Raw genomic sequence first — 23,450 nt, 5'->3', positions numbered from 1 at the left:
TCGGCAGGGTAGTTTCGGCGAATACGGTTGGAAGAAGGAGTCGCACGTGCGCGAGTTCACCGTGCCCCCGGCGGTCACCGTCGGCGATCACGCCACGCTGACCGACCCGGTGTGGGACAACGCGGTCACGGCGCCGGACGCGGTGCAGTTCCAGCGCCAGGCCGGCGACGTCTGGCAGGACGTCACCTGCGGCCAGTTCCACGAGCAGGTCGTCACCCTCGCCCGGGGACTCCTCGCGGCCGGGATCGAGCCGGGCGAGCGGGTCGCGCTGATGAGCAAGACGCGCTACGAGTGGACCCTGATCGACTACGCGATCTGGTCCGTGGGCGCCGTCACCGTGCCGATCTACGAGACGTCCAGCCCCGAGCAGGTCGCCTGGATCCTCGAGGACTCCGGCGCGGTCGCCTGCTTCATCGAGACCGACACGCACCGCGACACGGTGTCGGCCATCCGCGACCGGCTGCCGGCCGTCGCCCACCTGTGGCAGATCGACGGCACGCCCGGCGCGGTGGACGTGCTCGGCGCCGACGGTGCCGCCGTCCCCCGCGAGGACGTGGAGCGCCGCCGCGCCGAGACCCGCGCCGACGACCTAGCCACGATCATCTACACCAGTGGCACCACCGGCCGCCCCAAGGGCTGCATGATCACGCACCGCAACATGCTGTCCGACATCGTCAACGCGATCCCGGAGCTGCAGTCGCTGTTCCACCAGGGCGCCCGCACGCTGCTGTTCCTGCCCCTGGCGCACTCCTTCGCCCGGCTGATCCAGATCGGCGTCGTGCAGGCCCGCGCCACCATGGGGCACACCGCGGACACCAAGAACCTGGCGGCGACGCTGCAGAGCTTCAGGCCCACGTTCGTGCTGTCGGTGCCGCGGGTGTTCGAGAAGGTGTACAACACCGCGAAGCAGCGGGCGCACGCCGACGGCAAGGGCGCGATCTTCGACCGGGCGGAGCAGGTGGCGATCGCCTGGTCCTCGGCGGAGCGGCCCGGCGCGCTGCTGAAGGTCCAGCACGCACTGTTCGACCGGCTCGTCTACGGCAAGCTGCGCGCCGCGCTCGGCGGGCAGTGCTCCCGGGCGATCTCCGGCGGCGCGCCCCTCGGCGAGCGGCTCGCACACTTCTACCGCGGCATCGGCGTCACCATCTTCGAGGGGTACGGGCTGACCGAGACCTCCCCCGCGACCAACGCCAACCGCGACACCGGCGCCCGGATGGGCTCCGTCGGCCGCCCGCTGCCCGGCGTCACGATCCGCATCGACGACGACGGCGAGATCCTCGTGCAGGGCGACATCGTCTTCAAGGGGTACTGGAACAACCCCGCCGCCACCGCCGAGGCGATCGACGGCGACGGCTGGTTCCACACCGGCGACATCGGCGAGCTCGACGACGACGGGTATCTGCGCATCACCGGGCGCAAGAAGGAGCTCATCGTCACCGCCGGCGGCAAGAACGTGGCCCCGGCCGTGCTCGAGGACCGGGTCCGCGCCCACCCCCTCGTGAGCCAGTGCATGGTGGTCGGGGACCGGCAGCCGTTCATCGCCGCGCTGGTCACCATCGACCCCGACGCGCTGCCGGCCTGGGTCGAGGCGCACGGCAGGGCGCCGGGCACCGACGCCGCCGCCCTGGTCGACGACGCCGAGCTGCGCGCCGAGATCCAGAAGGCGATCGACGAGGCCAACACCGCCGTGTCGAAGGCCGAGGCGATCAAGGTCTTCCGAATCCTGCCGCAGGACTTCACCGAAGCGACCGGAACACTCACTCCGTCGTTGAAGGTGAAGCGGAACGTGGTCCTGAAGGAGTACGCCGGCGACATCGCCGCCATCTACGAGCGCTGATGCTGTCACCTACGGTAGGGAGGGCCATTCGTTGACCGAGCTGACGGTGCTGGGCGACCGCCCACGAGGCGCCGTGATCGCGGTTCGTGTCCTGATGCTCGCGCTCGTCGCGACACTCCTGCTCATCGACGGCATGCACACGGCCGAGCTGCTGTGGCTCGCCCTGCTGCTGGTCGCCGTGGCGATCGCCACGGTCGCGCCGCCCACGCACCGGGTCGCGCAGCTCGGCCGCGCCGCCGAGGTCCTCGTCGTCACCCTCGCCGCCTCGACCGCCGACGACAACTTCCTGGTCTTCCTGCCGGTGCCGGTCATCGGCGCGGTGCTCGCCGGCGGGCGGCGCGTCGCCGGCCTCCTGCTGGGGCTCGCGGCCGTCGTCCTTGCCGCCGGCGGGGCATCGGAGGGGCTCCTGTCCGACCGCGGCTACCTGGGCACCTGCCTGCAGTGGCTGGTCCTGGCCGGGGCCGGCGCCTACCAGGCGGCCATCCTGCAGCGGGCCCTGCTGGCGCGGCGCACCGACGAGACCCCCCAGCCGTACGTGGAGGCCACCCGCCTGCTCACCCAGCTGCGCAGCGTCGCCCGGCAGCTGCCCGGCGCCACCCTGGACCCCGGCGGCCTCGCCGAGCATCTCCTCGACGAGGTCCGGGCCATGGTCCCGTCCTCCCGGGGCGCGGTGCTGTCCGGCAGCGGCGGCGGCCGGCTCGTCGTGCTCGCCCAGGCCGGCGTGGAGCGCCTGGACTGGGAGACCGCCCTGGACACCGAGAGCTCCGTCGCCGACGCGTGGGCCACCCAGCAGCCGGTCGTGTCCGGCCGCTCGCAGGCCCGGTCGGTCGCGCCGAGCCGTGACATCTCCTCGATGGTGGTGCCCCTCGTCGCCGGGGTACGCACCGTCGGGCTGATCGTTCTGGAGAGTGACAGTGCCGGGGCGTACCCGCCGCCGGTCCTCGCCCGGGTCACCGGCCTGACCGGCGCCGCCGCGCTGCGCCTGGAGGCCGCGCTGCTGTTCGACGAGGTCCGCTCCCTGGCCACCACCGAGGAGCGGCAGCGGCTCGCCCGCGAGATCCATGACGGCGTCGCGCAGGAGCTCGTCATGGTCGGCTACGGCATCGACAACGCGGTCGCCGCGCTGCCGGACGCCACCGCCGCCGAGGAGGAGCTGCGCATCCTGCGCGCCGAGGTCACCCGCGTCATCACCGAGCTGCGGCTGTCGCTGTTCGAGCTGCGCAGCGAGGTCGACCGGTACGGCGGGCTCACCGCCGCGATCGCCGACTACGCCCGCACCGTCGGCGCCTCCGCCGGCCTGCGCGTCCATCTTTCGCTCGACGAAACCACCGCCCGGCTGCCCGCCGCGGTCGAGGCGGAACTGCTGCGCATTGCCCAGGAAGCCATCACGAACGCGCGGAAACACGCCGGCGCGGAGAATCTTTGGGTAACGTGCGCGGTCGATCCACCGTTCGCACAGGTAGAAATCTCCGACGATGGAAGCGGCATAGGTAAGAACCGCCCTGACGGACGCTATGGTCTTGCGATCATGGCCGAGAGAGCGGAACGTATCCGAGGCCGGTTGGAGATCACACCGCGCGTGCCGAATGGGACAACAGTGGCGGTTGTGCTCGGAACCGCACCGCGTGCGCGGTAGCGTGAAGGCACCAGAGGGAGAGAGCACCGGGAATGTCGACTACCGCGACGCCGACGACACGCACCAAAGTTCTGCTCGTCGACGACCACGATCTCATCCGCAGAGGCCTGCGGCACGCCTTCGAGCGTGACCGCCAGTTCGAGGTGGTGGGCGAGGCCGCGACGGCCGCCGAGGCGATCCGCCAGGCCGGCGCGCTCCAGCCCGACGTGGTCATCATGGACCTCCGCCTCCCCGACGGCAGCGGCCTGGAGGCGACCAGGGCGCTGCGCAAGACCAGCAACACCATGGGCATCGTCGTGCTGACCATGTACGCCGGGGACGACCAGCTCTTCGGCGCCCTCGAGGCCGGCGCGTCCGCGTTCGTGCCGAAGACCGCACCCGCCGACGAGGTCGTCGCGGCGGCCCGCCACGCGGCCTCCGCCCCTTCGGCATTCACGGCAGCCGACCTGGCCGAGGCGATGAAGCGCCGGCTCGCCCCCAGCGGCCCGCAGCTGTCCCCCCGCGAGGGTCAGGTGCTGCGCCTGCTCGCCGACGGCATGAGCGTCGCCGGCATCGCCAAGCAATTGTTCGTCTCCGAGTCCACCGCGAAGACACACATCTCGAAGCTGTACGAGAAGCTCGGCGCCGCGAACCGCGCCCAGGCCCTCATGACCGCACTGCGCCTCGGCCTGCTCGAAGCCCCCGACGCCCCGAAGTTCTGACCCCCTTTCGATAGGCGCTGGCCGATCTGCCCCCAACCCCCAGAACGGCCAGCCTGTCGTTTCTCCACTCCGCGACCTGCCCGGTGGCCCTGCGCGCGGCATTGACCCCGGTCGCGCCACCGGTGAAATGCGGGGAAATGTTCGCCCGCGACGGCGCTGAATATTCCCCCGATCGGGCGCTTGCAAAAAAATGGCACTGATGCTGTGGTGGCGCCTTTACCCGGGCGTCGCGGTTCGCTGATCCTCGGACCCACGGCACTCCACGGGGTGGACGGCGCCCGCCGGCCCGGCCACCTCTCCGTGATCACGGAGCTTCACGGGGCCGGGGTGCCATCGGAGTTCCGCGATCACAGCGACGGGCCCGTGCGCACCGGGCCGGCACTCAGCCCAGCCGCCACGCTTTGAACGCCTGACGCAAGGTGATCCCGGCCGCCTGACATGTGATGCCGCCACCGGCCCGGCCAACTCTCCGTGATCACAGCAAACGGCCCGCGCGCACCGGGCCTGCACTCAGCCCAGCGTCCACGCCTGAACGCCTGGCGCAAAGTGATCCTGGCTGCCTGGCGGGCGACCCTCCGGCGAGAATCGCTGCCTGCCGTGCGGTGCCGCCGCCGACCCGGCCACCTCTCCGTGATCACAGACTTCACGGGCCTGGGCGCCACCGACGTTCCGTGATCACGGCGGCGGCCCGCGCGCACCGGGCCGGCACTCAGCCCAGCCGCCACGCCTTGAACGCGTGACGCAAGGCGATCCTGGCCCGGGTGGTGCCGTCGAACCATCGATCATGGCGACGACACCGCCGCGTCGAGGCGCTCGTCCCCGAGCAGCAGACACGGTCGAACATCAGCTGGATCACACCCTGGCGCGGGAAGAGCGGACGCGGACCGGGCGCGCGACACCGACCGGACGCAACACAGACCGGGCGCGAGACTCGGGTCGGCCAGGTTCGGACCCGACCCGACCCGAGCGGAGCGGAGCCGCTCCAGGCAGTCCGTGCACAAGCGTCGAGGCGCCCGTCTCCGAACATCAGGCACGGTCGAACATCAGCTGATCGCGGACCCGGTGCAACACGGACCCGGCGCAACACGGACTCGGACGCGAGACTCGGGTCCACCAGGCTCGGAACCCGACCCCGACCCGAACCCGGCCCGAACCCGCCCGACCCGAACCTGGGCCTTCGCCTGGGCCAGAGGGGTCAGGGGTTCGGGGGCGGGGGCGTGGTGAGCAGGGTGCGGAGGCGGTCGGCCTGGGTTTCCCAGCGCCAGTCCGACTCGACCCACGCGCGCCCCGCGGCGCCCATCCGGGTGGCGAGGGCGCGGTCGAGCAGGAGGGTGGTGAGGTGGTCGGCGACGGCGGGCACGTCGCGGCCGGGGACGACGAAGCCGGTCTCACCCTCGCGGACTGCGTCGGGGGCGCCGCCCGAGTCGCCGGCGACGACGGGCAGGCCGGTGGCGGAGGCTTCGAGATACACGATGCCGAGGCCTTCGACGTCGAGGCCGCGGCGGCGGGTGCGGCAGGGCATGGCGAAGACATCGCCGGCGGCGTAGTGGGCGGGCAGCTCGGCCCAGGAGACGGCGCCGGTGAACACGACGTCGCGTTCGACGCCGGTCTCCCGGGCGAGGCGCTCGAGGGTGGCGCGGTAGGGGCCGCCGCTGACCATCAGCAGGGCGGCGTCGGGGACCGCGCGGTGGATCAGGGGCAGCGCCCGGATCAGCACGTCCTGGCCCTTGCGGGGCACGAGGCGGGACACGCACACGATGACCGGGCGGTCGGTGAGGTGGTGGCGGGCGCGGACGAGGTGGCGGTCGACCTGGGGTGAATACGCGTCGACGTCGACACCGGGGGCGAGCCGCTGCAGGGACGTGTGACCGTCGAGGACCCGGGCGAGCCGGCTGCGGGTGTATTCGCCGAGGTAGGTGACGACGTCGGCGCCGCGGCCGATGCGCCGCAGCAGCGTCCGGGCGCCCGGCAGAGCGGCCCAGCCGACCTCGTGGCCGTGGGTGAGGGCGACGACCCGCTCGACCCCGGCGCGGCGGCGCAGGCCGTCGGCGAGCAGGCCGAGCGGGGCGGCGGCGCCGAACCAGACGCTGTCGCAGCCGTGGGCGCGGGCGAGCTCGGCGGCGCGCCGGGCGGCGCCGGGGGTGGGCAGGAGCATGCCGGTCGGTGCTCGTATCACCTCGAAGGGCTGCTCCGCGTCGAACTTCTCGGCGTCGCGGAACGTCGAGGCGTAGACGACGACCGAGCCGGCGGGCTGGCGCACGGCGAGGTTGTGCACGAACTGCTGAATGCCGCCGGGGCGGGGCGGGAAGTCGTTGGTGATGAGCAGGGTGGTCATCGCTCGCCCCGCGCCCAGGCCCGCGCCTCCGCCATCCGCTCCACGGCGGTCGGGTGGGACCCGAACAGGAACTGCTCGACCGGATTCGGGTCGGGATCGCCGAGGTTGACCAGGGAGAGCCGGCCCTGCATGGCTTCGAAGCCGGCCGGGTCGCCGGTGAGCTGCAGGGCGTGCCGGTCGGCACGGGCCTCGACGCGCCGGGACACGAACGCCTGTGCGGGCCCGGCGAGCAGGCCCGCCACGGTGGCGACGGCGACCAGCAGGGCGACCGCGCGGGGCTCGCCGATCGCGTCGACGCCGGCGCGGCGCAGCAGGGCGCCCCACGAGCCGAGCAGGTAGAGGGCGCACACGGCGGCGGCCGCGCCGAACGCGCCGATCAGGGTGCCGGTGAACACGTCGCCGTCCTTGGCGTGGCCGAGCTCGTGCGCGACGACCGACTCGACCTCCTCCTGGGGCGCCTTTTCGAGCAGGGTGTCGTAGACGACGATGCGCCGGGTCGGGCCGAGGCCGGACACATACGCGTTGACGGCGCGGGTGCGGCGGGACGCGTCGGCGACGAGCACGTCACGGACGGGGACGCCGTCGCGCGCCGCGAGGGCCATCAGCCGGGTCCGCTGCTCGCCGTCGGGCATCGGGGTGAACTTGTTGAACACCGGCTCGACCAGGACCGGGAAGACGAACGACAGCAGCACCGTGAGCAGGGCCGCACCGACCGCTCCCCACGCCCACCACCAGCGCGGCGCGAAGTGCGTGACGGTGAAGAAGCCGACGAGCGCGACCGCGCCGATCACGGCGCCGACGGCGTAGCCCTTGAGCATGTCGACGGTCCAGCCGGACCAGTCCTGCGTCGAGAGCCCATAGCGGCGCAGGATGGACTGGCGCCACGCGGCGAGGGGCAGCGCCACGATCTCGCCGATGAAGACGACCGCGAGGCCGCCGAGCAGCGCGCGGGCCAGCCAGTGGCCGCCGAACGGCCGGGACACCTGCTCGACGATCCACGCGCCGGCCGGGGTCAGCCCGAGCAGGAGCGCGACGATGAGGCCGAGCGCGATGGACAGGTAGGTGCCGGGGCGCAGCGCCGCGTGGAACGCCCGGCCGCGGGCGACCGCGTCGGCGGGCAGCGTGTCGAGCGCGGCGAGCTGGTCGGTGCGCGGGGCCGGCGGCGCCGACCAGGGCACCCGCAGCACCGCGACCACCACCACCGCGACGAGCAGCACCGCGAGGGTGATCGCCGCCCATGCGCGAGGGGTCACGCCGCACCTCCTGGTGAGAAACTCCGCAAGCTTATGCGGCGCGGTGCCGCCTCGACCGGCGTGGTGCCGCCGCCTCGACGTGCGTGGGGTCGAGCACGGTGACGTCGAACCCGGCGCGCTCGAACACCTCGATCGCGCGGACCTCGGCGGCGCCGAGCTGGTGCAGCGCGGGCGGGGTGTCCAGCAGCAGGGTCACCACGCAACCGCCGCAGGCGGTGCCGCGCACTGAGCAGGTCTCGCAGTCGACGAGCATTGCTCCTCCTCCGTTGACCGTCCGTAGCTCCACGGTAAGCGGGGGGTATGACAAAAATGAGTTTCCGCAGGTCAGGACCGCGACAGGCGGCGCAGCAGGGTGTCATTGCCCAGCGGATACGCGCCGTGGCGCCGGACGCCGTCGATGACCTCCTTGTCGGAGGAGATCACCACGATCGGCCGGCCCGCGGGCTCCGCCCTGACCAGGCGCCGGATCAGCTCGTCGGCGGTCTCGCCCTTCTTCGAGAACAGCACCCGCACGCCGCGTGGTGCGGGTGGCAGCCCGACGACCCGTTCGGCGCCGTCGAAGACGACGGTCACCTCGGCCCTGGTCTGCGCGACCAGGCCGCCGACCCCGGCGACCAGGCGGTTGCGCTGCTGTTCGAGGGAGAGCTCGCCGTAGCCCTTCTTGGTGACGTTGTACCCATCGACGATCATGTGTGCCTTCGGCAGGCTCAGCAGCTGGTCGAGCCGGGCGGGGTCGTCGGCGTCCAGGGCGCGGGCCGATCCGGCGCCGGTGGCGTTCTCCGGCCGGTCGGCGTCGTGGTCGGCGACGAAGTCCGCCGGGAGCCGGTCGGTGGGGTCGAGCGCCAGCTCGCGGCGCAGTCCCACGGCGGCCTGCCCGATCGTCTCCAGCAGCAGCCACAGCCGGGCGTCGTCGACGGCCCGTGCGTCCTTGGCGCTCTGCCGCTGGGCGCCGGCCGCGGTCTCCGCCTCGGCGAGCTTGGCGCGCATGCGGCGCAGCTCGGCGTCGTGGTCGGCGGTGGCCCGGGTGGCGCGGCCCTTCTCGCTGGCGAGCATCTCCGTCGCCTTGCGCTCCTTGGCCTGGCTCTCCCGCAGCGCCTTGCCCAGCGAGCGGACCTCCTCGCGCAGGCCGGACGTCTCGTCGCGGAGCCTGGCCAGCTCGTCGCGGAGCTTGTCGGCCTCGACCCGGGCGACGGCTCGGTCGTGCTCGGCGCGGGCGAGGCGCTGCTCGACGTCGCGGATCCGCTCGGACGCAGCGGCGCCCTGCGCCTCGGCGCGGACGGTGTCGGTGGCCCGCTCGACCATGTCGCGCCAGCCGTCGGGCCGGGCCAGGTACGCCAGCGCGGCGACCTCGACGGGGTCGGCGGCGGGTGGCGCGAGCCCTTCCAGGATGGAGGCGCCCAGGTCACCGGCGTCGTTGACCACCCTGGTGGCGAGGCGCTGGCGCAGCAGGGGATCGCCGGACAACTGCATCGCGATGACGGGTCCACCGAGGCGGGCGCGCCGGTTCGGCGCGAACTTCGCGACCCGCCGCAGCGGCATCGGCAGCTCGTCGAGGGGCAGGCCGGTCATGGCGCCGGCGGCGAGGGAGATGACCCGCTGGCGGATGATCTCGGGCAGCACCGGCTCGATCCCGCCGTCGGAGTCCGGCAGGTCCACCTCCCCGGGCGCAGACATCACCGCGGCCTCGTCGTCGAGGTCGTCGGGAGCGTCGTGCGCGGGCATCACTCCAGTGTCGCATTGTCGACCAGATTCGCCCCGGATGGTCTCCAGCACCGCCGGCTTCCCTCGAAAGGCTAAAAGCTGACATATCCTTATTTCACCCGATTGGGGTATGCCAGCGAGGAGGCACCGATATGCAGCCGCCGGTACCCGAGAACGAAGCGGAGCGGATCTCGACGCTACGAGGGCTGGCGGTCCTCGACACTCCTCCGGAGACCGATTTCGACGACATCGTCCGGATCGCATCCGAGATCTGCGGCGCGCCGATCTCCCTGGTCACCCTGGTCGACACCCAACGCCAGTGGTTCAAGGCGAAGATCGGCCTGGACGGCCCGACCGAGACGCCCCGGGAGGTCGCGTTCTGCGCCCACGCGATCATGGGCCGCGACCTGATGGTCGTGCCGGACGCCACCGAGGACGCGAGGTTCGCCGACAACCCTTACGTGCAGGCCGAGGACGGCATCCGGTTCTACGCCGGCGCTCCCCTGCTGACCAGTGAGGGCGCGGCGCTGGGCACGCTCTGCGTGGTCGACCACGCACCGCACCGGCTGAACCTGGACCAGATGCGGGCGTTGCGCGCGCTCGCCAAGCAGGTCACAGAGCTGTTGGAGCTGCGCCACCTGGTCGTGGCCTCAGTCCTGGACGGGCAGCCGGAATCACGGTCGGTGGATCTCACGTACCTCACCGAGGCCCGCATCCGTGAGTTGCGGCCGATCGCGGACGCCCGCAACATCGCCATCACCCTCGGTGTGACGGATGCTGCTTCGGTACAGGCGGATCCAGGCAGACTGTCAAGAGCCCTGGACTACGTCGTGTTCTCGGCACTGAAGGTCGCTCCAGCGGGTGGACGGGTCGCCGTGCGGGTGCTGGGTGCGCCGGCACCCACGGTCGAGATCAGTCACGCCGGCGGGTCGATCGCCCCCGAATGGCAGGCCGACCTGGACGGCACCCGGGAGGCCGACGAGCTGGTCCCGCGGGCCGTGGCGGAGATCCTGCGGGCGCACGGCTCGACCGTGGTGCGCACCAACGCCCCGCTCGGCTCGCCGGACGTCCGGTTCGAACTGCGGTTCCCGCCGCACTGAACGATTTTTTGTCACACCCTGGTCGTAGTGTGCGCCCGTGGCCGACTACCACCAGGAAACGCTCGATGCCCTGTTCGACGACCCACGTGCGGCGACGCTCTTCGCGTCGACGTTCGTGGTGGTCGACCTGGAGACGACCGGCGGCGCGCCGGACGGCGGCGGCATCACCGAGATCGGCGCGGTCAAGGTCCGCGGCGGCGAGGTCCTGGGCGAGTTCGGCACGCTGGTCAACCCGCAGGAGCGACTGCCGGCGTTCATCACCGTCCTGACCGGCATCACCGAGTCGATGCTGGTGGAGGCGCCGACGATCGACACGGTGCTGCCGGCGTTCCTGGAGTTCGCCGCCGGTGCCGTGCTCGTGGCGCACAACGCGCCGTATGACACCGGGTTCCTCAAGGCCGCCTGCGCCAAGCACGGCTACGCGTGGCCGAAGCCGATCGTCCTGGACACCGCGGCGATCGCCCGGCGGGCCCTGGTCGCCGACGAGGTGCCCAACAACAAGCTGTCGACCCTGGCCCGGCACTTCCACGCGAGCACCCAGCCGATCCACCGCGCCCTCGACGACGCGCGCGCCACCGTCGACGTGCTGCACGGCCTCATCGCCCGGCTGGGCAGCCACAAGGTGCACACCATCGGCGAGACGATCGAGTTCGTGAAGGCGGTCAGCCCGTCCCAGCGGCGCAAGCGGCACCTCGCCGAGGGGCTGCCCGACGCCCCCGGGGTCTATGTGTTCCGAGGGCACAAGGACCGCCCGCTCTACATCGGGACCAGCTCGTCGATCGCGACCCGGGTCCGCAGCTACTTCACCGCCGCCGAGAAACGCGCCCGCATCGACGAGATGATCAACGCGGCGGAGCGGGTCGAGGCGATCCTCTGCGCCCATTCCCTGGAGGCCGAGGTCCGGGAGCTGCGGCTGATCGCCGCGCACAAACCGCCGTACAACCGCCGGTCCAAGTTCCCCGAGCGGGTCATGTGGCTCAAGCTCACCGCCGAGGCCTATCCACGACTGTCGGTCGTGCGCGACGTGCAGCCGGACGGCGCGGCATATCTCGGCCCGTTCGGCTCCCGGCGCGGCGCCGAGCTCGCCGCCGCCGGCATCTATGACGCGCTGCCGATCCGCCAGTGCACCCACAAGCTGTCCCTGCGCACGAAGACCCCCGCCTGCGCGCTCGCCGAGCTCGGCCGCTGCCCGGCGCCGTGCGAGCACCAGATCTCCCCCGGCGACTATGAGACCGCCGCCGCCGAGCCCTTCCGCACCGCGACGACCGGCGACCCCGGCGCCGTCGTGCGCGGGCTCATGACCCGCATCGAGGCGCTGTCGGCCGCGGAGCGCTTCGAGGACGCGGCCACGATCCGCACCCGGATGATCGCGTTCCTGCGCACCGCGATCCGCATGCAGCGGCTCGTCTCGCTGACCAGCCTGCCCGAGCTGATCGCCGCCCGCCCGTCCGCGAAGGGTGGCTGGGAGCTCGCGGTGGTGCGCCACGGCAGGCTCGCCGCGGCGGGCGTGTCACCCCCTAGGGTGCATCCACAGCCGACGCTCGATGTGGTTCTCGCCACAGCTGAGACCGTCCAGCCCGGGCACGGCCCGACGCCCCGCGCGACGCCCGAGGAGACCGAGCGGATCCTCGCGTGGCTCGAGCGACCGGAGACTCGGCTGGTCAAGGCCGACATGGGGTGGTCATCGCCGGCCACGGGCGCCGGTCGCTGGCGCCCTTTTCTCACCCGCGTGGAGGCCGCTGCGTCGGTCCGGATCGACTTGGAGGGGTAAGCACATCGGACGATCGCACATACTCAAATGACCGATCGGATGCCACGAGGGAAACTAGGCTGGAACCTACCCAAACCCAGGCCCGCCCGGCCCGTCGGTGAGGAGGTGCCGCATGGAGCCCGGTCTGCATCAGTCCGGCGCGCCCCTGGATGCTGGCCCCTCCACGGTCACCGGCGCCGGTGGCGCCAACTCCGGGTCCGCGTCCGCGCACAGCGAGTTCATGTTGGACCCACTGGCGCCCGGGGGCAAGCCCAACGAGCCCGCGGGTTTCGTGCACACGTTGCCGACGGGCTTCACGATCGGCGGCGCGTCGCCTCCGCCCCCCGTGCCTGGCGCCGCGGACGCCCATCAGCTGCTCGACGCGGTGGGCGAGGCGCTGCTCGGGCCGAGGGGGCTGCCGACCGCGGCCATCAACGCGCCGGAGGCACCGACCCGGCGGCGCCGGCCCGGCCACCCGACCGATCGCCACCACCCGGACCGCAACACCCGGGGCAGGCTCCAGCAGGAGCGGCAACGCGCCGACCAGCCGTACGTGGACAGGTCCTCCACAGACCAGTCCGACGCCGGCCGCTCCGACCCCAGCACGCACGAACCCGGCGCGCATGACTCCGACGTGCATGAGGCTGAGGCGCTCGAGTCCGGCACCGACGAGTCCGGCGCCTACGGCGGAGGCTCCCAGGGGGACGGCGCCCAGGACCGCAGTTCGCAGGGCCGGGAGCCGCAGGACCGGAGTGCACAGGACGGCAGCACGCCAGAACGAGAGGCCCAGGCTCGGGACCCTCAGGACCGCAGTGCGCAGATCCGAAGCACACAGGACCACGGCACGCAGGACCACGGCGTGCAGGGCTACGGCACGCAGGACCGCAGCGCGCAGGACCCCGGCGCACAGGAACGAAGCGCCCAGGACCGGGACCTTCAGGACCGCGGGCCGCAGGACCGAAGCACGCAGGAGCGCAGCACGCAAGAGCGCAGCGCGCAGGACCGGGATCCTCAGGACCGGGAGCCGCAGGACCGGGAGCCGCAGGACCGAGAGCCGCAGGACTACAGCGCGCAGGACCGGGGTTCGCGGGAGCGGGCCGATCCGGGTGGCGGTGGTCGGGGGCGCGAGGACATACGGGCTGCCGGTGCAGGTGGCGGCGGGCAGCAGCGTTCGCAGCCGGGCCGGGTGGAGGCGCAGACGGCCGAGAGCCACCCGGCAGCGCAGGCCGCGCGGGACGACCAGACGAACGACGCGACACCCGGGCAGCGTGTGCCGCAGGACGACGAGAGCCGTCAGGAGCTGACGGCCTGGCAGAGTGCCGGCGCCGCCGGGGCCGAGACGGCAGCGGGTGGGGTCGCGGGCGACGGCATGCCGGTCGAGCGCGGTGCGGCTGAGCGGGGCGGTGCGGGGCAGGGCGAGGTGGCACCTGGGCAGCGGCCCTCGCGGCGGGAGCCCGGGGCGCAGGAGCGCCGGGTGCCGCGGGACGAGCAGGCGACGCCCGGGCAGTGGGCGGCGCAGGGGCCGCGGACGCCGCAGAGCCAGCGGGGGCCGCAGGAGCAGAGCGACACGCGCAGGGACTGGCCGGCCAACGAACGGCCCGCCGGCCCTCGGCCGCCCGTGACGCGGCCCGGGCCCGGTGGGCAGCGGACCTCCGGGGAGCGGCCGGCGGGTGACCGGCCCGCGGCGGATCGGCCGGGCGGCGAACGGCCCCGCAACGAACGGTCCACCAACGAGCGACCCACCGCCGACAGGACCGGCACCGACAACCGAGCCACCGACCGGCCCGCAACGGACACGCCCGCGACGCAAGAGCCCGCAACGCAGAAGCCCGCAACGCAAGGGCCCGCGACGGCAGGACCCGCGGTGGAGAAGCCCGCGACGGACCAGGCCGCGGGCGAGCGGGCGGACAAGCGGCAGCGGGCGGGCAAGGACGCGGACCGCGCAACGGTGCGGCGGGCCATGCCCGTCGACGACCGGTTCGCGGCGCCGCGGGCGAGGCTCACCGCGCCGCCGACCGAGGACTCGCCGGCGGTGCCGCCGCCGCCGACGTACTCGGCGCTGGTGGGCGGGGCGGTGCCCGGGGACCCGACGGCGACGTACTCGGCGATCATCGGGTCGCGGCTGCGGGCGATGCTGCCGTGGCAGACGGCCGAGGACCCCTTGGGCAACGTGCTGCGGTCGCACAAGACGATCCACCCGACCGGTGACGTGGCGTTGCTGCGGCGGGCGTACGCGATGGCCGAGCAGATGCACCGCGGGCAGATGCGCAAGAGCGGCGAGGCGTTCATCTCGCACCCCCTGGAAGTGACGGAGATCCTCGCCGACCTGGGGATGGACACGACAACGCTCGTGGCGTCGCTGCTGCACGACACGGTCGAGGACACGGACTACACGCTCGGGGCGCTGGAGCGGGACTTCGGCGGCGAGGTGGCGCTGCTCGTCGACGGCGTGACGAAGTTCGACAAGATGTTCTACGGCGCCGACGCCGAGGCCGAGACGATCCGCAAGATGATCGTCGCCGCCGGGCGGGACGTGCGGGTGCTGGTCATCAAGCTGGCGGACCGGCTGCACAACATGCGGACCCTGGACGCGCGGTCGATCAAGTCGCAGGTGCGGATCGCGACGGCGACGCGGGAGGTGCTGATCCCGCTGTGCGAGCGGCTCGGCATCCAGGCGTTGAAGCGGGAGCTCGAGGACTGGGTGCTGCGGGCCGTCAGCCCCGGCGGGTACGCGCTGATCGACGAGTACGTCCGGCAGCGCACCGGCTGGGACGGCTACCTGGAGCGGGTCATCTCCGCGATGACCACGGACCTGCGGAAGTTCAGCATCGACGCGCAGGTGTCCCCGCGCCCGCGGCACCTGTACTCGATCTGGAAGGACACGGTCGACGGCAACTACGAGGACCCGCACGACATGCCGCGGGTCGTCATCATCGTCGACGGGCCGGAGACGGACTGCTACGCGGCGCTGGGTGCGGTGCACGGCAAGTGGCGGCCGGTACCAGGACGGTTCAAGGACTTCATCGCCACGCCGAAGGGCAACAACTACAAGTCGCTGCACACCACGGTGCTCGGGCCCGAGGGTCGCTCGCTGGAGGTGCTGATCCGCACCGAGGAGATGCACCAGGCGGCGGAGTACGGCATCGTCGCGAACTTCCGGTACCCGCACACGGCGGCGCGGTTCGGCCCGGCGAGCAAGGCGGAGCAGCTGAACTGGCTGCGGCGCCTGCTGGACTGGGAGGCGGCGGCGTCGGACCCGTCGCAGTTCATCGCGTCGCTGCGGTGCGACCTCGCCGAGGACCAGATCCTGGTGCTCGCCGAGGGCGGCGGCCGGCCGGTGCTGCTGCCGCAGGACGCGACGCCGGTCGACCTCGCGTACATCCTCGGCGCGGACGTCGGCAACCGATGTATCGGCGCGAAGGTCAACGGGCGGCTGATCGCGGTGTCGTCGCCGCTCGCCGACGGCGACACGGTCGAGATCATCACGCGGACGGGGCAGCGCGACGAGTTCGACTTCGACGCGGACGCCCCCGCGCGGGGGCCGTCGCCGGAGTGGCTGGAGTTCGTGAAAACGCCGCACGCCCGGCTGCACATCAGCCGGTGGTTCGAGGCACACGAGGCACCCGCGATCACGGTCGCCAACAAGGTGCGCCTGGGCCGGCTCGCGATCGGGCTGGCGCTGCGCCGGCAGGGCCGCGGCCTGGCCAGTGACCTGCCCCTGGTCCGGCTCGCGACCAGGCTCGGCTACCCGGACCTGGAGACGCTGCTCGTCGCCGTCGCCGACCACAGCCGCACCGCGGACGAGGTGGTCGAGGAGTTGATCGCCCTGGTCGACCATTCGCCCCGGTAGGGCACTAGCCTTCTGCGGATGGCGGTAAAACAACAACTGCGCATGGTGGCGTACCGGACGTTCTACCGTCTTCCCGCCCGCTGGAAGCGCCGGATCGTGCGGACGTTCCAGCCGACGTACACGATCGGCGCGGTCATCCTGGTGCGCGACCCCGCGGCGAGCCGGATCCTGCTGCTGCGGCAGCCGCCGGGCGCGGGCTGGTCGCTGCCGGCGGGGCTGATGGACCGCGGTGAGCGGCCGGTGCAGACGGCGGCCCGCGAGCTGGCCGAGGAGACCGGGATCAAGGTGCCGCTCGAGGGGTTCCGGCCGGCGAACCCGAACGCCGTGGTGCACACCCGCGGGCAGTGGGTCGACATGGTGTTCGAGACCGAGGTCGAGCCGTCCGACGACTTCGAGATCGACGCCGCCGAGGTCATCGAGGCCGCCTGGCACCGCCTCGACGCGCTGCCGCCGCTGACGGTGTCGACGTCGCAGCTGCTGGCCCACTACGGGATCGGGCCGTACAAGGACTACCCCGAGGTGCTGACCAGGTGAGCGCGACGACCGGCGTCTGTGCGGTGATCCTCGCCGCCGGGGAGGGCCGCCGGCTGCGGCCGCTGACGGAGCACCTGCCGAAGGCGCTGTGCCCCGTCGGCAACGTGACCCTGCTGGACCGGGCCCTGGCCAGGGTCGCGGCGCTCGGCTTCACCGGCCCCGCCGACCTGGCCGTCAACGCCTGCTACCTCGCGGAGCAGGTGGTCGCGCACGTCGGTGACCGCGCACACCTCTCCGTCGAGCCGGGCGATCCGCTCGGTACGTCCGGCGGCGTCGCGCTGCTCAAGGAGTGGATCGGCGGCCGGGCGGTGCTGGCGGGCAACGCCGACGCGTACCTGGCGCCGGCGGACGCGGCCGAGGTGTCCGACCTGGCGGAGCTGCTCGCGGGCTGGGACGGCACGACGGTGCGGATGCTCGGCGTGCCCGGGCCGCCGAAGGAGTTCGGCAGCCACCGGTTCGCCGGGTTCTCGCTGCTGCCGTGGGACTTCGTGACGCGGCTGGAGCCGGTCCCGTCGGACCTGGTGCGGACCGCCTGGCGGCCGGCGGAGCGCGAGGGGCGGCTCGAGGTCGTCGAGTACCGGGGCACCTACCTGGACACCGGCACCCCGCGCGACTACCTGCAGGCCAACCTGCACGCCGTACACCAGGGGAACCTGATCGCACAGGACGCCGTGGTGACCGGTGCCGTGGACCGGGCGGTCGTCGGCGCGGGTGCCGTCGTGGCCGGTCAGGTCACCCGCGGGGTGGTGTGGCCGGGCGCGGAGGTGCGCGCCGGCGAGGTGCTGCGCGATGCGATCCGGGTCGGGCGGGAGCTCACCGTCGCGGCCGATTAGCATGACGATGTCCACATGCTGGATCCGCTGCCGGAAGGAGCACCGCAGGTGATCACCGCCATCGTCCTCATCGACTGCGCGACCGACTCGATCCCCGAGGTGGCCGAGACCATCGCCAACCTCCCCGGCGTCAGCGAGGTCTACTCCGTCGCCGGCAACGTCGACCTGATCGCGATGGTGCGCGTCCGGCAATACGAGGAGATCGCCGAGGTCATCGCAGGCCGGATCTCGAAGGTGCCGGGCGTGGTCGACACCGACACGCACATCGCGTTCCGCGCCTACTCGCAGCACGACCTGGAAGAGGCGTTCTCGATCGGGCTGCCCGACACGGACTGACCCGGGTCTGCGAATTTCCGGCATATTTCGGCGCACCGGCCGCAAGCCGTGCGCCGCAGCTGTCGGCAAGCCGGAAGAAACCGGGAAAAGCGCTGGTGAAGGCCTCGGTAGTGCGCGAAATCGCATCGAGGCACCTCCGGCGAGGCGGTAATCTCGACGCCCATGAGGATCGGCATCGTCGGAGCCACGGGTCAGGTGGGCAGCGTCATGCGCCACATCCTGGCCGAGCGTCAGTTCCCGGCTACCCAGTTGCGCCTGTTCGCGTCCGCCCGCTCCGCGGGCCGGCCCATCGACTGGCAGGACCAGCAGATCACGGTGGAGGACGCGGCGACCGCCGACTACTCCGGCCTGGACATCGTGCTGTTCTCCGCGGGCAAGGGCACGTCGAAGGAACTGGCGCCGAAGGTGGCCGCCGCCGGTGCCGTCGTCATCGACAACTCCTCCGCCTGGCGGATGGACCCCGAGGTGCCCCTCGTCGTCGCGGAGGTCAACCCGCACGCGATCGCGGACCGGCCGAAGGGCATCATCGCCAACCCGAACTGCACCACGATGGCCGCGATGCCGGTGCTGCGCCCGCTGCACGACGAGGCCGGCCTGATCGCGCTGGTCGCCGCCACGTATCAGGCGGTGTCCGGCGCCGGGCTCAACGGCGTCGCCGAGCTCGACGAGCAGGTCCGCAAGGTCGCCGACGGCGCGGCCGCGCTGGCGTTCGACGGCTCCGCGGTCGAGTTCCCCGCGCCGAAGCAGTTCAGCCAGCCGATCGCGTTCAACGTGCTGCCCCTCGCGGGCTCGATCGTCGACGACGGCTCGTTCGAGACCGACGAGGAGCAGAAGCTCCGCAACGAGAGCCGTAAGATCCTGGAGATCCCGGGCCTGAAGGTGTCCGGCACGTGCGTGCGGGTGCCGGTGTTCACCGGCCACTCACTGCAGCTCAACGCCCGGTTCGAGCGGGCCATCAGCGTCGAGCGGGCCCTGGAGCTGCTCGCCGCGGCGCCGGGTGTCGTGGTGACCGACGTGCCGACGCCCCTGCAGGCCGCCGGCGCCGACCCGAGCTTCGTCGGCCGGGTCCGGCTCGACGAGACCGTGGAGCACGGCCTCGCGCTGTTCGTCTCCAACGACAACCTGCGCAAGGGCGCCGCGCTCAACGCGGTCCAGATCGCCGAGCTCCTCGTCAAGTAGTGCGCTGTGGCAGGGGGCGGGTCCCGCCCCCTGCCACACGTCAGACGTGCCGGCCGAACCAATCCAGGATCGCGTCGAACCTGGCGAGCCGGTGCGACGGGCGTCCCGAGCGGGACAGCTCGTGCCCCTCCCCCGGGAACAGCAGCAGCTCCACCGGGGTCCCCCGCCGCTTCAACGCCACGAACAGCCGCTGGGCCTGCTCGACCGGGCAGCGCCAGTCCTGCTCCGAGTGGACGATCAGCATCGGGATGTCGATCTTGCCGGCGTACGTGAGCGGGCTCTGCTGCTCGAACGAGCCGCCCTCCGCGCCGTACAGCGAGTCCGCGAACAGCCATCCGATGTCTGAGCTGCCCTGGAAGCTGTCGATCGCGTTGACCGCCCGCTCGGAGATCGCCGCCTTGAACCGGTCGCCGTGCATCGCGGCGAGCCAGGTGGTCATGAACCCGCCGTGCGACCCGCCGAGCACACCGACCCGGTCGCCGTCGAGGTCGTCGGCGGTGAGGGCGGCGTCCAGCAGCGCCAGGAGGTCGACGGCGGAGACCTCGCCGACGTTGCCGCGAATCGCCCGGCCGTGCGCCTCGCCGTAGCCGGAGGAGCCGCGGGGGTTGCCGTAGACGACCGCGTACCCGGCGCCGGCGTACACCTGGGCCTCGTCGAACAGCCGCCAGCCGTACTGCGCGAACGGCCCTCCGTGGATCATCAGCAGCACCGGGTGCGGGCCGTCGCCCTCGGGCCTGACCACCCAGCCGTGGACCGGGTAGCCGTCCGGGGCGGTCCCGTTCACCTCGACCTGCTCCAGCGGGCTGACACCGGCGGAGAAGTCGGTGAGCTTGACGTCGCCGGCGTAGACCTCGCCCCAGTCCGCCGGGCCCGCGATGGTCGCCACGAGCGTGTCACCGGTGACGGCGAACCCGGCGACCTGACGCTCCCCGTCCAGCAGGATTTCGGGGGTACCACCGTCGAACGGCACCCGCAGCAGCTGGACGGCGCCGCGGTGCTCGTTGCTGAACAGCACTCCGCGCTCCGTCGGCACGATGTCACCGCCGGGCGCGGCCAGGGTGTAGGCCTCCGGGTCGAGCAGCTGCCGGGCCGTCCCGCCCGCGAGGGGCACCGACCACAGCGACTCGTTGCGCATCGTCGAGTCGACGCGGCCCGCGCCGGCCAGGTTCGCGGTGAACAGCAGCGACCCGCCGTCCGGCGCCCAGCGGCACAGCCCGACGTTGAACGTGCTGTCGGTCAGCGCCCGGATCTCGCCGCCGCCGGCGGGCATGACGCACACGTCCGCGGCGAAGTCGTCGCCCCACGTGTCGTGCTGCTCGGAGACGAACGCCAGGGACCGCCCGTCGGGGCTCCATTCCGGGTCGCCGTGGCTGCGTTCACCGTCGGTCACCTGCGTCACCGTGCCGTCGAGGTCGGTCACGAACAGGTGCGCGGGGCGGTCCAGCAGGAACCCGAGCCCGTCGACCCGGTAGAAGTACCGGGTGATCCGCCGGGGAGGCTCGCCGTCCGGGCCGATCGTCTCGCCGTCCTCGGTCTTGCCCGTGCCGTAGCGGCCCTCCTGCGGTACCCGCGCGGAGAACGCCAGGCGGGCGCTGTCCGGTGCCCAGGCCGGCGTGCCGGCGCCCAGCGGCAGATCCGTCAGGCGGCGCGGCTCGCCGCCCGCGAGGGGCAGCACACACAGCTGGGGCGCGCTGTCGTGCTCCGCCTTCGCGCCGCCCGCCCGGCTCCCCGCCGCCTTCGTCGCGCGCAGGAACGCAAGCCACCGCCCGTCCGGCGAGATCCGCGGGGCGCTGTCGTGCCAGCCGTGGGTGAGCTGGACCGGTGCGGCGCTCCCGTCGGTCTGCAGGAGCCAGAGCTGGGAGGTGTACGAGTCGGCCGCGAACTCGAGCCGGCTCACCGCCACGACGGCGCTTGTGCCGTCGGGGCTGACCGTAGGCGCGCCGGGCAGGCGCATTTGGGACAGATCGATTGGCTTCACGTCCCGCACAGTAGCCTGGGTCACACTTCTTACTCACCGGTAACCTCCTACCTCTACCCTACGAATCCATGGAGTTCGTGGACCGCGGCACCGATCGCCTCGCGCTGCACACGTATCCGGCAGACGATGCCGCCACCCTCGCCGTGCTGTGGCCCGCGATGGGCGTCCCGGCGCGCTACTACCGGCACTTCGCCGCCGCGCTCAACGACACCGGCATGGAGGTCGTCGTCGCCGACCTGCGCGGCACCGGCGACAGCACGCCACGACCCTCCCGCCGCTCCCGCTACGGCCTCGCCGAGCTCACCACCGACGTCGAGGCGGTCCTGGACACGCTCAAGCCCCGCCGGGCCGGCCGCCGCACCCTGCTCGTCGGGCACTCCCTCGGCGGCCAGCTCTGCGCGCTGCACCTCGCCCTGCGCCATGCGGCCGGCCTGGACCCCGGCGTCGACGGGCTCGCGCTGCTCGCGGTCGGCCTGCCGTACTGGCGTCGCTACCCCGGCCGGATGGCCCCCGGCACCCTGGCCTTGACCCAGACCCTGGCCGTCACCTCCGCCGTGCTCGGCGTGTGGCCCGGCTGGGGCTTCGGCGGCCGCCAGTCCCGCTCCGTGATCCGCGGCTGGGCCCACACCGCCCGGACCGGCCGTTACCCCGCCCTGGCCGGCGTCGACGTGGAGGCCGCGCTGCCCGGCGTGCGGCTGCCGGTGCTCGCCGTGGACATGGAGACCGACCAGTACACGCCCGCCCCGACGGTCGACCACCTGACCGCAAAACTGTCCGGCGCCACGGTCGTCCGCCAGCACTACTCCGCCGCCGACGCCGGCTCCCCGATCGACCACTTCACCTGGGCCCGCCACGGCACCCCCCTCGCCGCCCGCGTCGCCACCTGGGCCACAACCACCTGACGCCCCACAACGGCCGTTGCCTCACACGCCGCCCGCCCGACGCGCGCCGGCGGCGCTGGCCTCACGCCCGCCCGCCGCGCGCCGGAACTCTGGCCCGCGGTGCCAGTAGCGCGGCCGCCGGCCGCGCATCGCGGCAGGTCTCACGCGGCCACCATTCTCATTCGGCCTTCTCGCCACGCACGGCCGCCCGTCGCCGGTCGCGGCAACTGCCCCCACGGCGCCAGGTAGCGCGGTCGCAGACCGCGCATCGCGGCAGGTCTCACGCAGCCACCGGTCCCACTCGGCCTTCTCGCCATGCACGCCCCGGCCGCGCGTGACCCTTCGCCGCGCGTCGCTCCCTGGTCCCGCAGCCGTCGGTCGCATGGCCACCGGTCTCACACGGTCTCTGGTCACGCATGGCCCGTCACGCATGGTCGCTCGTCACGCATGGTTGCCGGCGGGCGCCGCGGCACACCGCTCACGGGCTGGGTCGCCTCTGGGCCGAGACCATCGGACGCCCGGCCGCAGGCGGGTGACCAGGGTCTCATCCTGTGGCCCTGGTTGCCCGTGGTCCGTTCTGCCCTCAGCCGTCCCACTCCCCGCAGCCCACGATCCCGCGTGCCTGATCCTGCTCGGGGGCGATCCCGTGCGGTGTCAGTGGCGGGATGCGGCGGTGGCCAGGGTTGTGGCGGTGTGGTCGGTGAGGGGGGTGCCGTGGCCGAAGCAGGCGATGTCCGGGCGGAGGGCGGCCTGACGGCGCAGGGAGTCGGCGGCGCGAGCCGGGTCGGTGTTGAACACGCCGAGCATGACGGTGCCGTCGGGGGCGCGGGCGATCGTGTCGCCGGTGAACAGGACGCGCTGGTCGGGCAGGTGGAACGCCACGCTGCCCGGGGTGTGGCCCGGCACGGCGACGGCGACGGCCTCGACGCCGCCGCCGAGGGTGATGATGTCGCCGTCGTGCAGTTCGCGGTCGACGCGGGCGGGGGGTGGCGGGTCGGCGGGCAGGTCGGCGTGGATCTGGTCGTAGAGGTGTTGCTCCCATTCGGCCAGTACGGGTGGCGGGTTCGCCGCCTCGCCACGGACGACGGGGGCGTCGTCGTGGTGTGCGGCCACAACGACGTCGCCCCACGCGGCGAGGTCGGCGGCGGCGCCGATGTGGTCGACGTGGGCGTGGGTCAGCAGGATCTGTCGCAGGTCGTGGCGGGTGTGTCCGAGTGCGGTGACGGCCTCGGCGATCCGGGGTGCGGAGCCCGGCATCCCGGTGTCGATGAGGGTCAGGCCGTCGGGGGCGCACCACAGGTAGGCGTGGCCGACGGGGAACGCGAGCAGGTACAGGCGGCGGGGCAGCAGCTCGACCAGGTCCATGCCCGGACCTTAGGCACCACCGTGCGCCGCGGCCCAGGTCACTTCGCCCTCGGCAGATCCGCCGACGGCGGAACGCGGCCGTTCACGGCCGCGGGTCCGTCACGACCGCAGGTCGTGTCTGCGCAACTGTCCGCGGAGGTGGCAGGGCCAGGGCCGGCGAAGCTGGGCCCCGGCCCGGTGG

The 23,450-nt window shown here is 72.9% G+C and carries 17 protein-coding genes; 11 read left to right on the top strand and 6 right to left on the bottom strand.

Features of this window, described 5'->3' with window-relative positions:
* Positions 1–46 precede the first annotated feature (46 nt).
* From OHA72_RS18685 to OHA72_RS18675, 3 genes are read left to right on the top strand one after another with little or no spacing between them, the layout of a single operon-like run.
* Positions 47–1,837, top strand: a complete 1,791-nt coding sequence (locus tag OHA72_RS18685) for an AMP-dependent synthetase/ligase (RefSeq protein ID WP_327009088.1) — start codon at positions 47–49, stop codon at positions 1,835–1,837.
* Positions 1,838–1,868: 31 nt separating this feature from the next.
* Complete coding sequence (locus OHA72_RS18680) at positions 1,869–3,473, top strand: sensor histidine kinase (RefSeq protein WP_442788607.1); 1,605 nt, start codon at positions 1,869–1,871, stop codon at positions 3,471–3,473.
* Between the two features lie 32 nt (positions 3,474–3,505).
* Positions 3,506–4,174, top strand: coding sequence for a response regulator transcription factor (locus tag OHA72_RS18675; RefSeq protein WP_033362529.1), 669 nt, complete (start codon positions 3,506–3,508; stop codon positions 4,172–4,174).
* 1,195 nt (positions 4,175–5,369) lie between these two features.
* Here the strand turns inward: OHA72_RS18675 and OHA72_RS18670 are convergent.
* The 4 genes from OHA72_RS18670 to OHA72_RS18655 form a co-directional block, all read right to left on the bottom strand.
* Positions 5,370–6,509, bottom strand: coding sequence for a glycosyltransferase family 4 protein (locus OHA72_RS18670; protein ID WP_327009087.1), 1,140 nt, complete (start codon positions 6,507–6,509; stop codon positions 5,370–5,372).
* Positions 6,506–7,762: a M48 family metallopeptidase gene (locus OHA72_RS18665; RefSeq protein WP_327009086.1), complete on the bottom strand. Its 1,257-nt coding sequence runs from the start codon at positions 7,760–7,762 to the stop codon at positions 6,506–6,508. The genes OHA72_RS18670 and OHA72_RS18665 overlap by 4 nt, the downstream gene beginning before the upstream one ends.
* A 31-nt stretch (positions 7,763–7,793) precedes the next feature.
* Positions 7,794–8,015, bottom strand: coding sequence for a hypothetical protein (locus tag OHA72_RS18660; RefSeq protein WP_327009085.1), 222 nt, complete (start codon positions 8,013–8,015; stop codon positions 7,794–7,796).
* A gap of 71 nt (positions 8,016–8,086) precedes the next feature.
* Positions 8,087–9,484, bottom strand: a complete 1,398-nt coding sequence (locus tag OHA72_RS18655) for an NYN domain-containing protein (protein WP_442788606.1) — start codon at positions 9,482–9,484, stop codon at positions 8,087–8,089.
* Between the two features lie 131 nt (positions 9,485–9,615).
* On the opposite strand from OHA72_RS18655, the gene OHA72_RS18650 reads away from it, so the two are divergent.
* From OHA72_RS18650 to OHA72_RS18620, 7 genes are all read left to right on the top strand, one after another.
* Positions 9,616–10,563: a GAF domain-containing sensor histidine kinase gene (locus OHA72_RS18650; protein ID WP_327009084.1), complete on the top strand. Its 948-nt coding sequence runs from the start codon at positions 9,616–9,618 to the stop codon at positions 10,561–10,563.
* Positions 10,564–10,600: 37 nt separating this feature from the next.
* Positions 10,601–12,334, top strand: coding sequence for a DEDD exonuclease domain-containing protein (locus tag OHA72_RS18645; protein ID WP_327009083.1), 1,734 nt, complete (start codon positions 10,601–10,603; stop codon positions 12,332–12,334).
* Positions 12,335–14,273: 1,939 nt separating this feature from the next.
* On the top strand, positions 14,274–16,163 hold the full coding sequence (locus tag OHA72_RS18640; RefSeq protein WP_442788726.1) for a RelA/SpoT family protein: 1,890 nt from the start codon (positions 14,274–14,276) through the stop codon (positions 16,161–16,163).
* Between the two features lie 18 nt (positions 16,164–16,181).
* A complete protein-coding gene (locus tag OHA72_RS18635) occupies positions 16,182–16,697 on the top strand; it encodes an NUDIX hydrolase (RefSeq protein ID WP_327009082.1) in 516 nt (171 codons plus the stop codon).
* Positions 16,694–17,530: a nucleotidyltransferase family protein gene (locus OHA72_RS18630; RefSeq protein ID WP_327009081.1), complete on the top strand. Its 837-nt coding sequence runs from the start codon at positions 16,694–16,696 to the stop codon at positions 17,528–17,530. Before OHA72_RS18635 ends, OHA72_RS18630 begins: the two co-directional genes overlap by 4 nt.
* A 48-nt stretch (positions 17,531–17,578) precedes the next feature.
* Positions 17,579–17,866 (top strand): Lrp/AsnC family transcriptional regulator, encoded by a 288-nt coding sequence (locus OHA72_RS18625; RefSeq protein WP_327011598.1) that lies wholly within the window; start codon positions 17,579–17,581, stop codon positions 17,864–17,866.
* 162 nt (positions 17,867–18,028) lie between these two features.
* Positions 18,029–19,045: an aspartate-semialdehyde dehydrogenase gene (locus OHA72_RS18620; protein WP_327009080.1), complete on the top strand. Its 1,017-nt coding sequence runs from the start codon at positions 18,029–18,031 to the stop codon at positions 19,043–19,045.
* A gap of 40 nt (positions 19,046–19,085) precedes the next feature.
* Here OHA72_RS18620 and OHA72_RS18615 read toward each other — a convergent pair whose 3' ends face one another.
* Positions 19,086–21,023, bottom strand: a complete 1,938-nt coding sequence (locus OHA72_RS18615) for a S9 family peptidase (RefSeq protein WP_327009079.1) — start codon at positions 21,021–21,023, stop codon at positions 19,086–19,088.
* Between the two features lie 68 nt (positions 21,024–21,091).
* Here OHA72_RS18615 and OHA72_RS18610 point away from each other — a divergent pair, with 68 nt between their 5' ends.
* Entirely contained in the window at positions 21,092–21,925 is an 834-nt protein-coding gene (locus tag OHA72_RS18610; RefSeq protein WP_327009078.1) for an alpha/beta hydrolase family protein, read from the top strand.
* Positions 21,926–22,558: 633 nt separating this feature from the next.
* Here OHA72_RS18610 and OHA72_RS18605 read toward each other — a convergent pair.
* Positions 22,559–23,269 (bottom strand): MBL fold metallo-hydrolase, encoded by a 711-nt coding sequence (locus OHA72_RS18605; protein WP_327009077.1) that lies wholly within the window; start codon positions 23,267–23,269, stop codon positions 22,559–22,561.
* Positions 23,270–23,450 lie beyond the last annotated feature (181 nt).

Origin of the sequence: Dactylosporangium sp. NBC_01737, assembly GCF_035963215.1 — a bacterium.
Taxonomy (GTDB): domain Bacteria; phylum Actinomycetota; class Actinomycetes; order Mycobacteriales; family Micromonosporaceae; genus Dactylosporangium.
This window is presented reverse-complemented; position numbering and strand designations above follow the sequence as displayed.

Bases quoted from the DNA above. Each gene is read 5' to 3' on its own strand.
- OHA72_RS18675 (WP_033362529.1), top strand. From the start codon at position 3,506: ATGTCGACTACCGCGACGCCGACGACACGCACCAAAGTTCTGCTCGTC.
- OHA72_RS18670 (WP_327009087.1), bottom strand. From the start codon at position 6,509: ATGACCACCCTGCTCATCACCAACGACTTCCCGCCCCGCCCCGGCGGC.
- OHA72_RS18660 (WP_327009085.1), bottom strand. From the start codon at position 8,015: ATGCTCGTCGACTGCGAGACCTGCTCAGTGCGCGGCACCGCCTGCGGC.
- OHA72_RS18655 (WP_442788606.1), bottom strand. From the start codon at position 9,484: ATGCCCGCGCACGACGCTCCCGACGACCTCGACGACGAGGCCGCGGTG.
- OHA72_RS18650 (WP_327009084.1), top strand. From the start codon at position 9,616: ATGCAGCCGCCGGTACCCGAGAACGAAGCGGAGCGGATCTCGACGCTA.
- OHA72_RS18640 (WP_442788726.1), top strand. From the start codon at position 14,274: ATGCCCGTCGACGACCGGTTCGCGGCGCCGCGGGCGAGGCTCACCGCG.
- OHA72_RS18635 (WP_327009082.1), top strand. From the start codon at position 16,182: ATGGCGGTAAAACAACAACTGCGCATGGTGGCGTACCGGACGTTCTAC.
- OHA72_RS18620 (WP_327009080.1), top strand. From the start codon at position 18,029: ATGAGGATCGGCATCGTCGGAGCCACGGGTCAGGTGGGCAGCGTCATG.
- OHA72_RS18610 (WP_327009078.1), top strand. From the start codon at position 21,092: ATGGAGTTCGTGGACCGCGGCACCGATCGCCTCGCGCTGCACACGTAT.
- OHA72_RS18605 (WP_327009077.1), bottom strand. From the start codon at position 23,269: ATGGACCTGGTCGAGCTGCTGCCCCGCCGCCTGTACCTGCTCGCGTTC.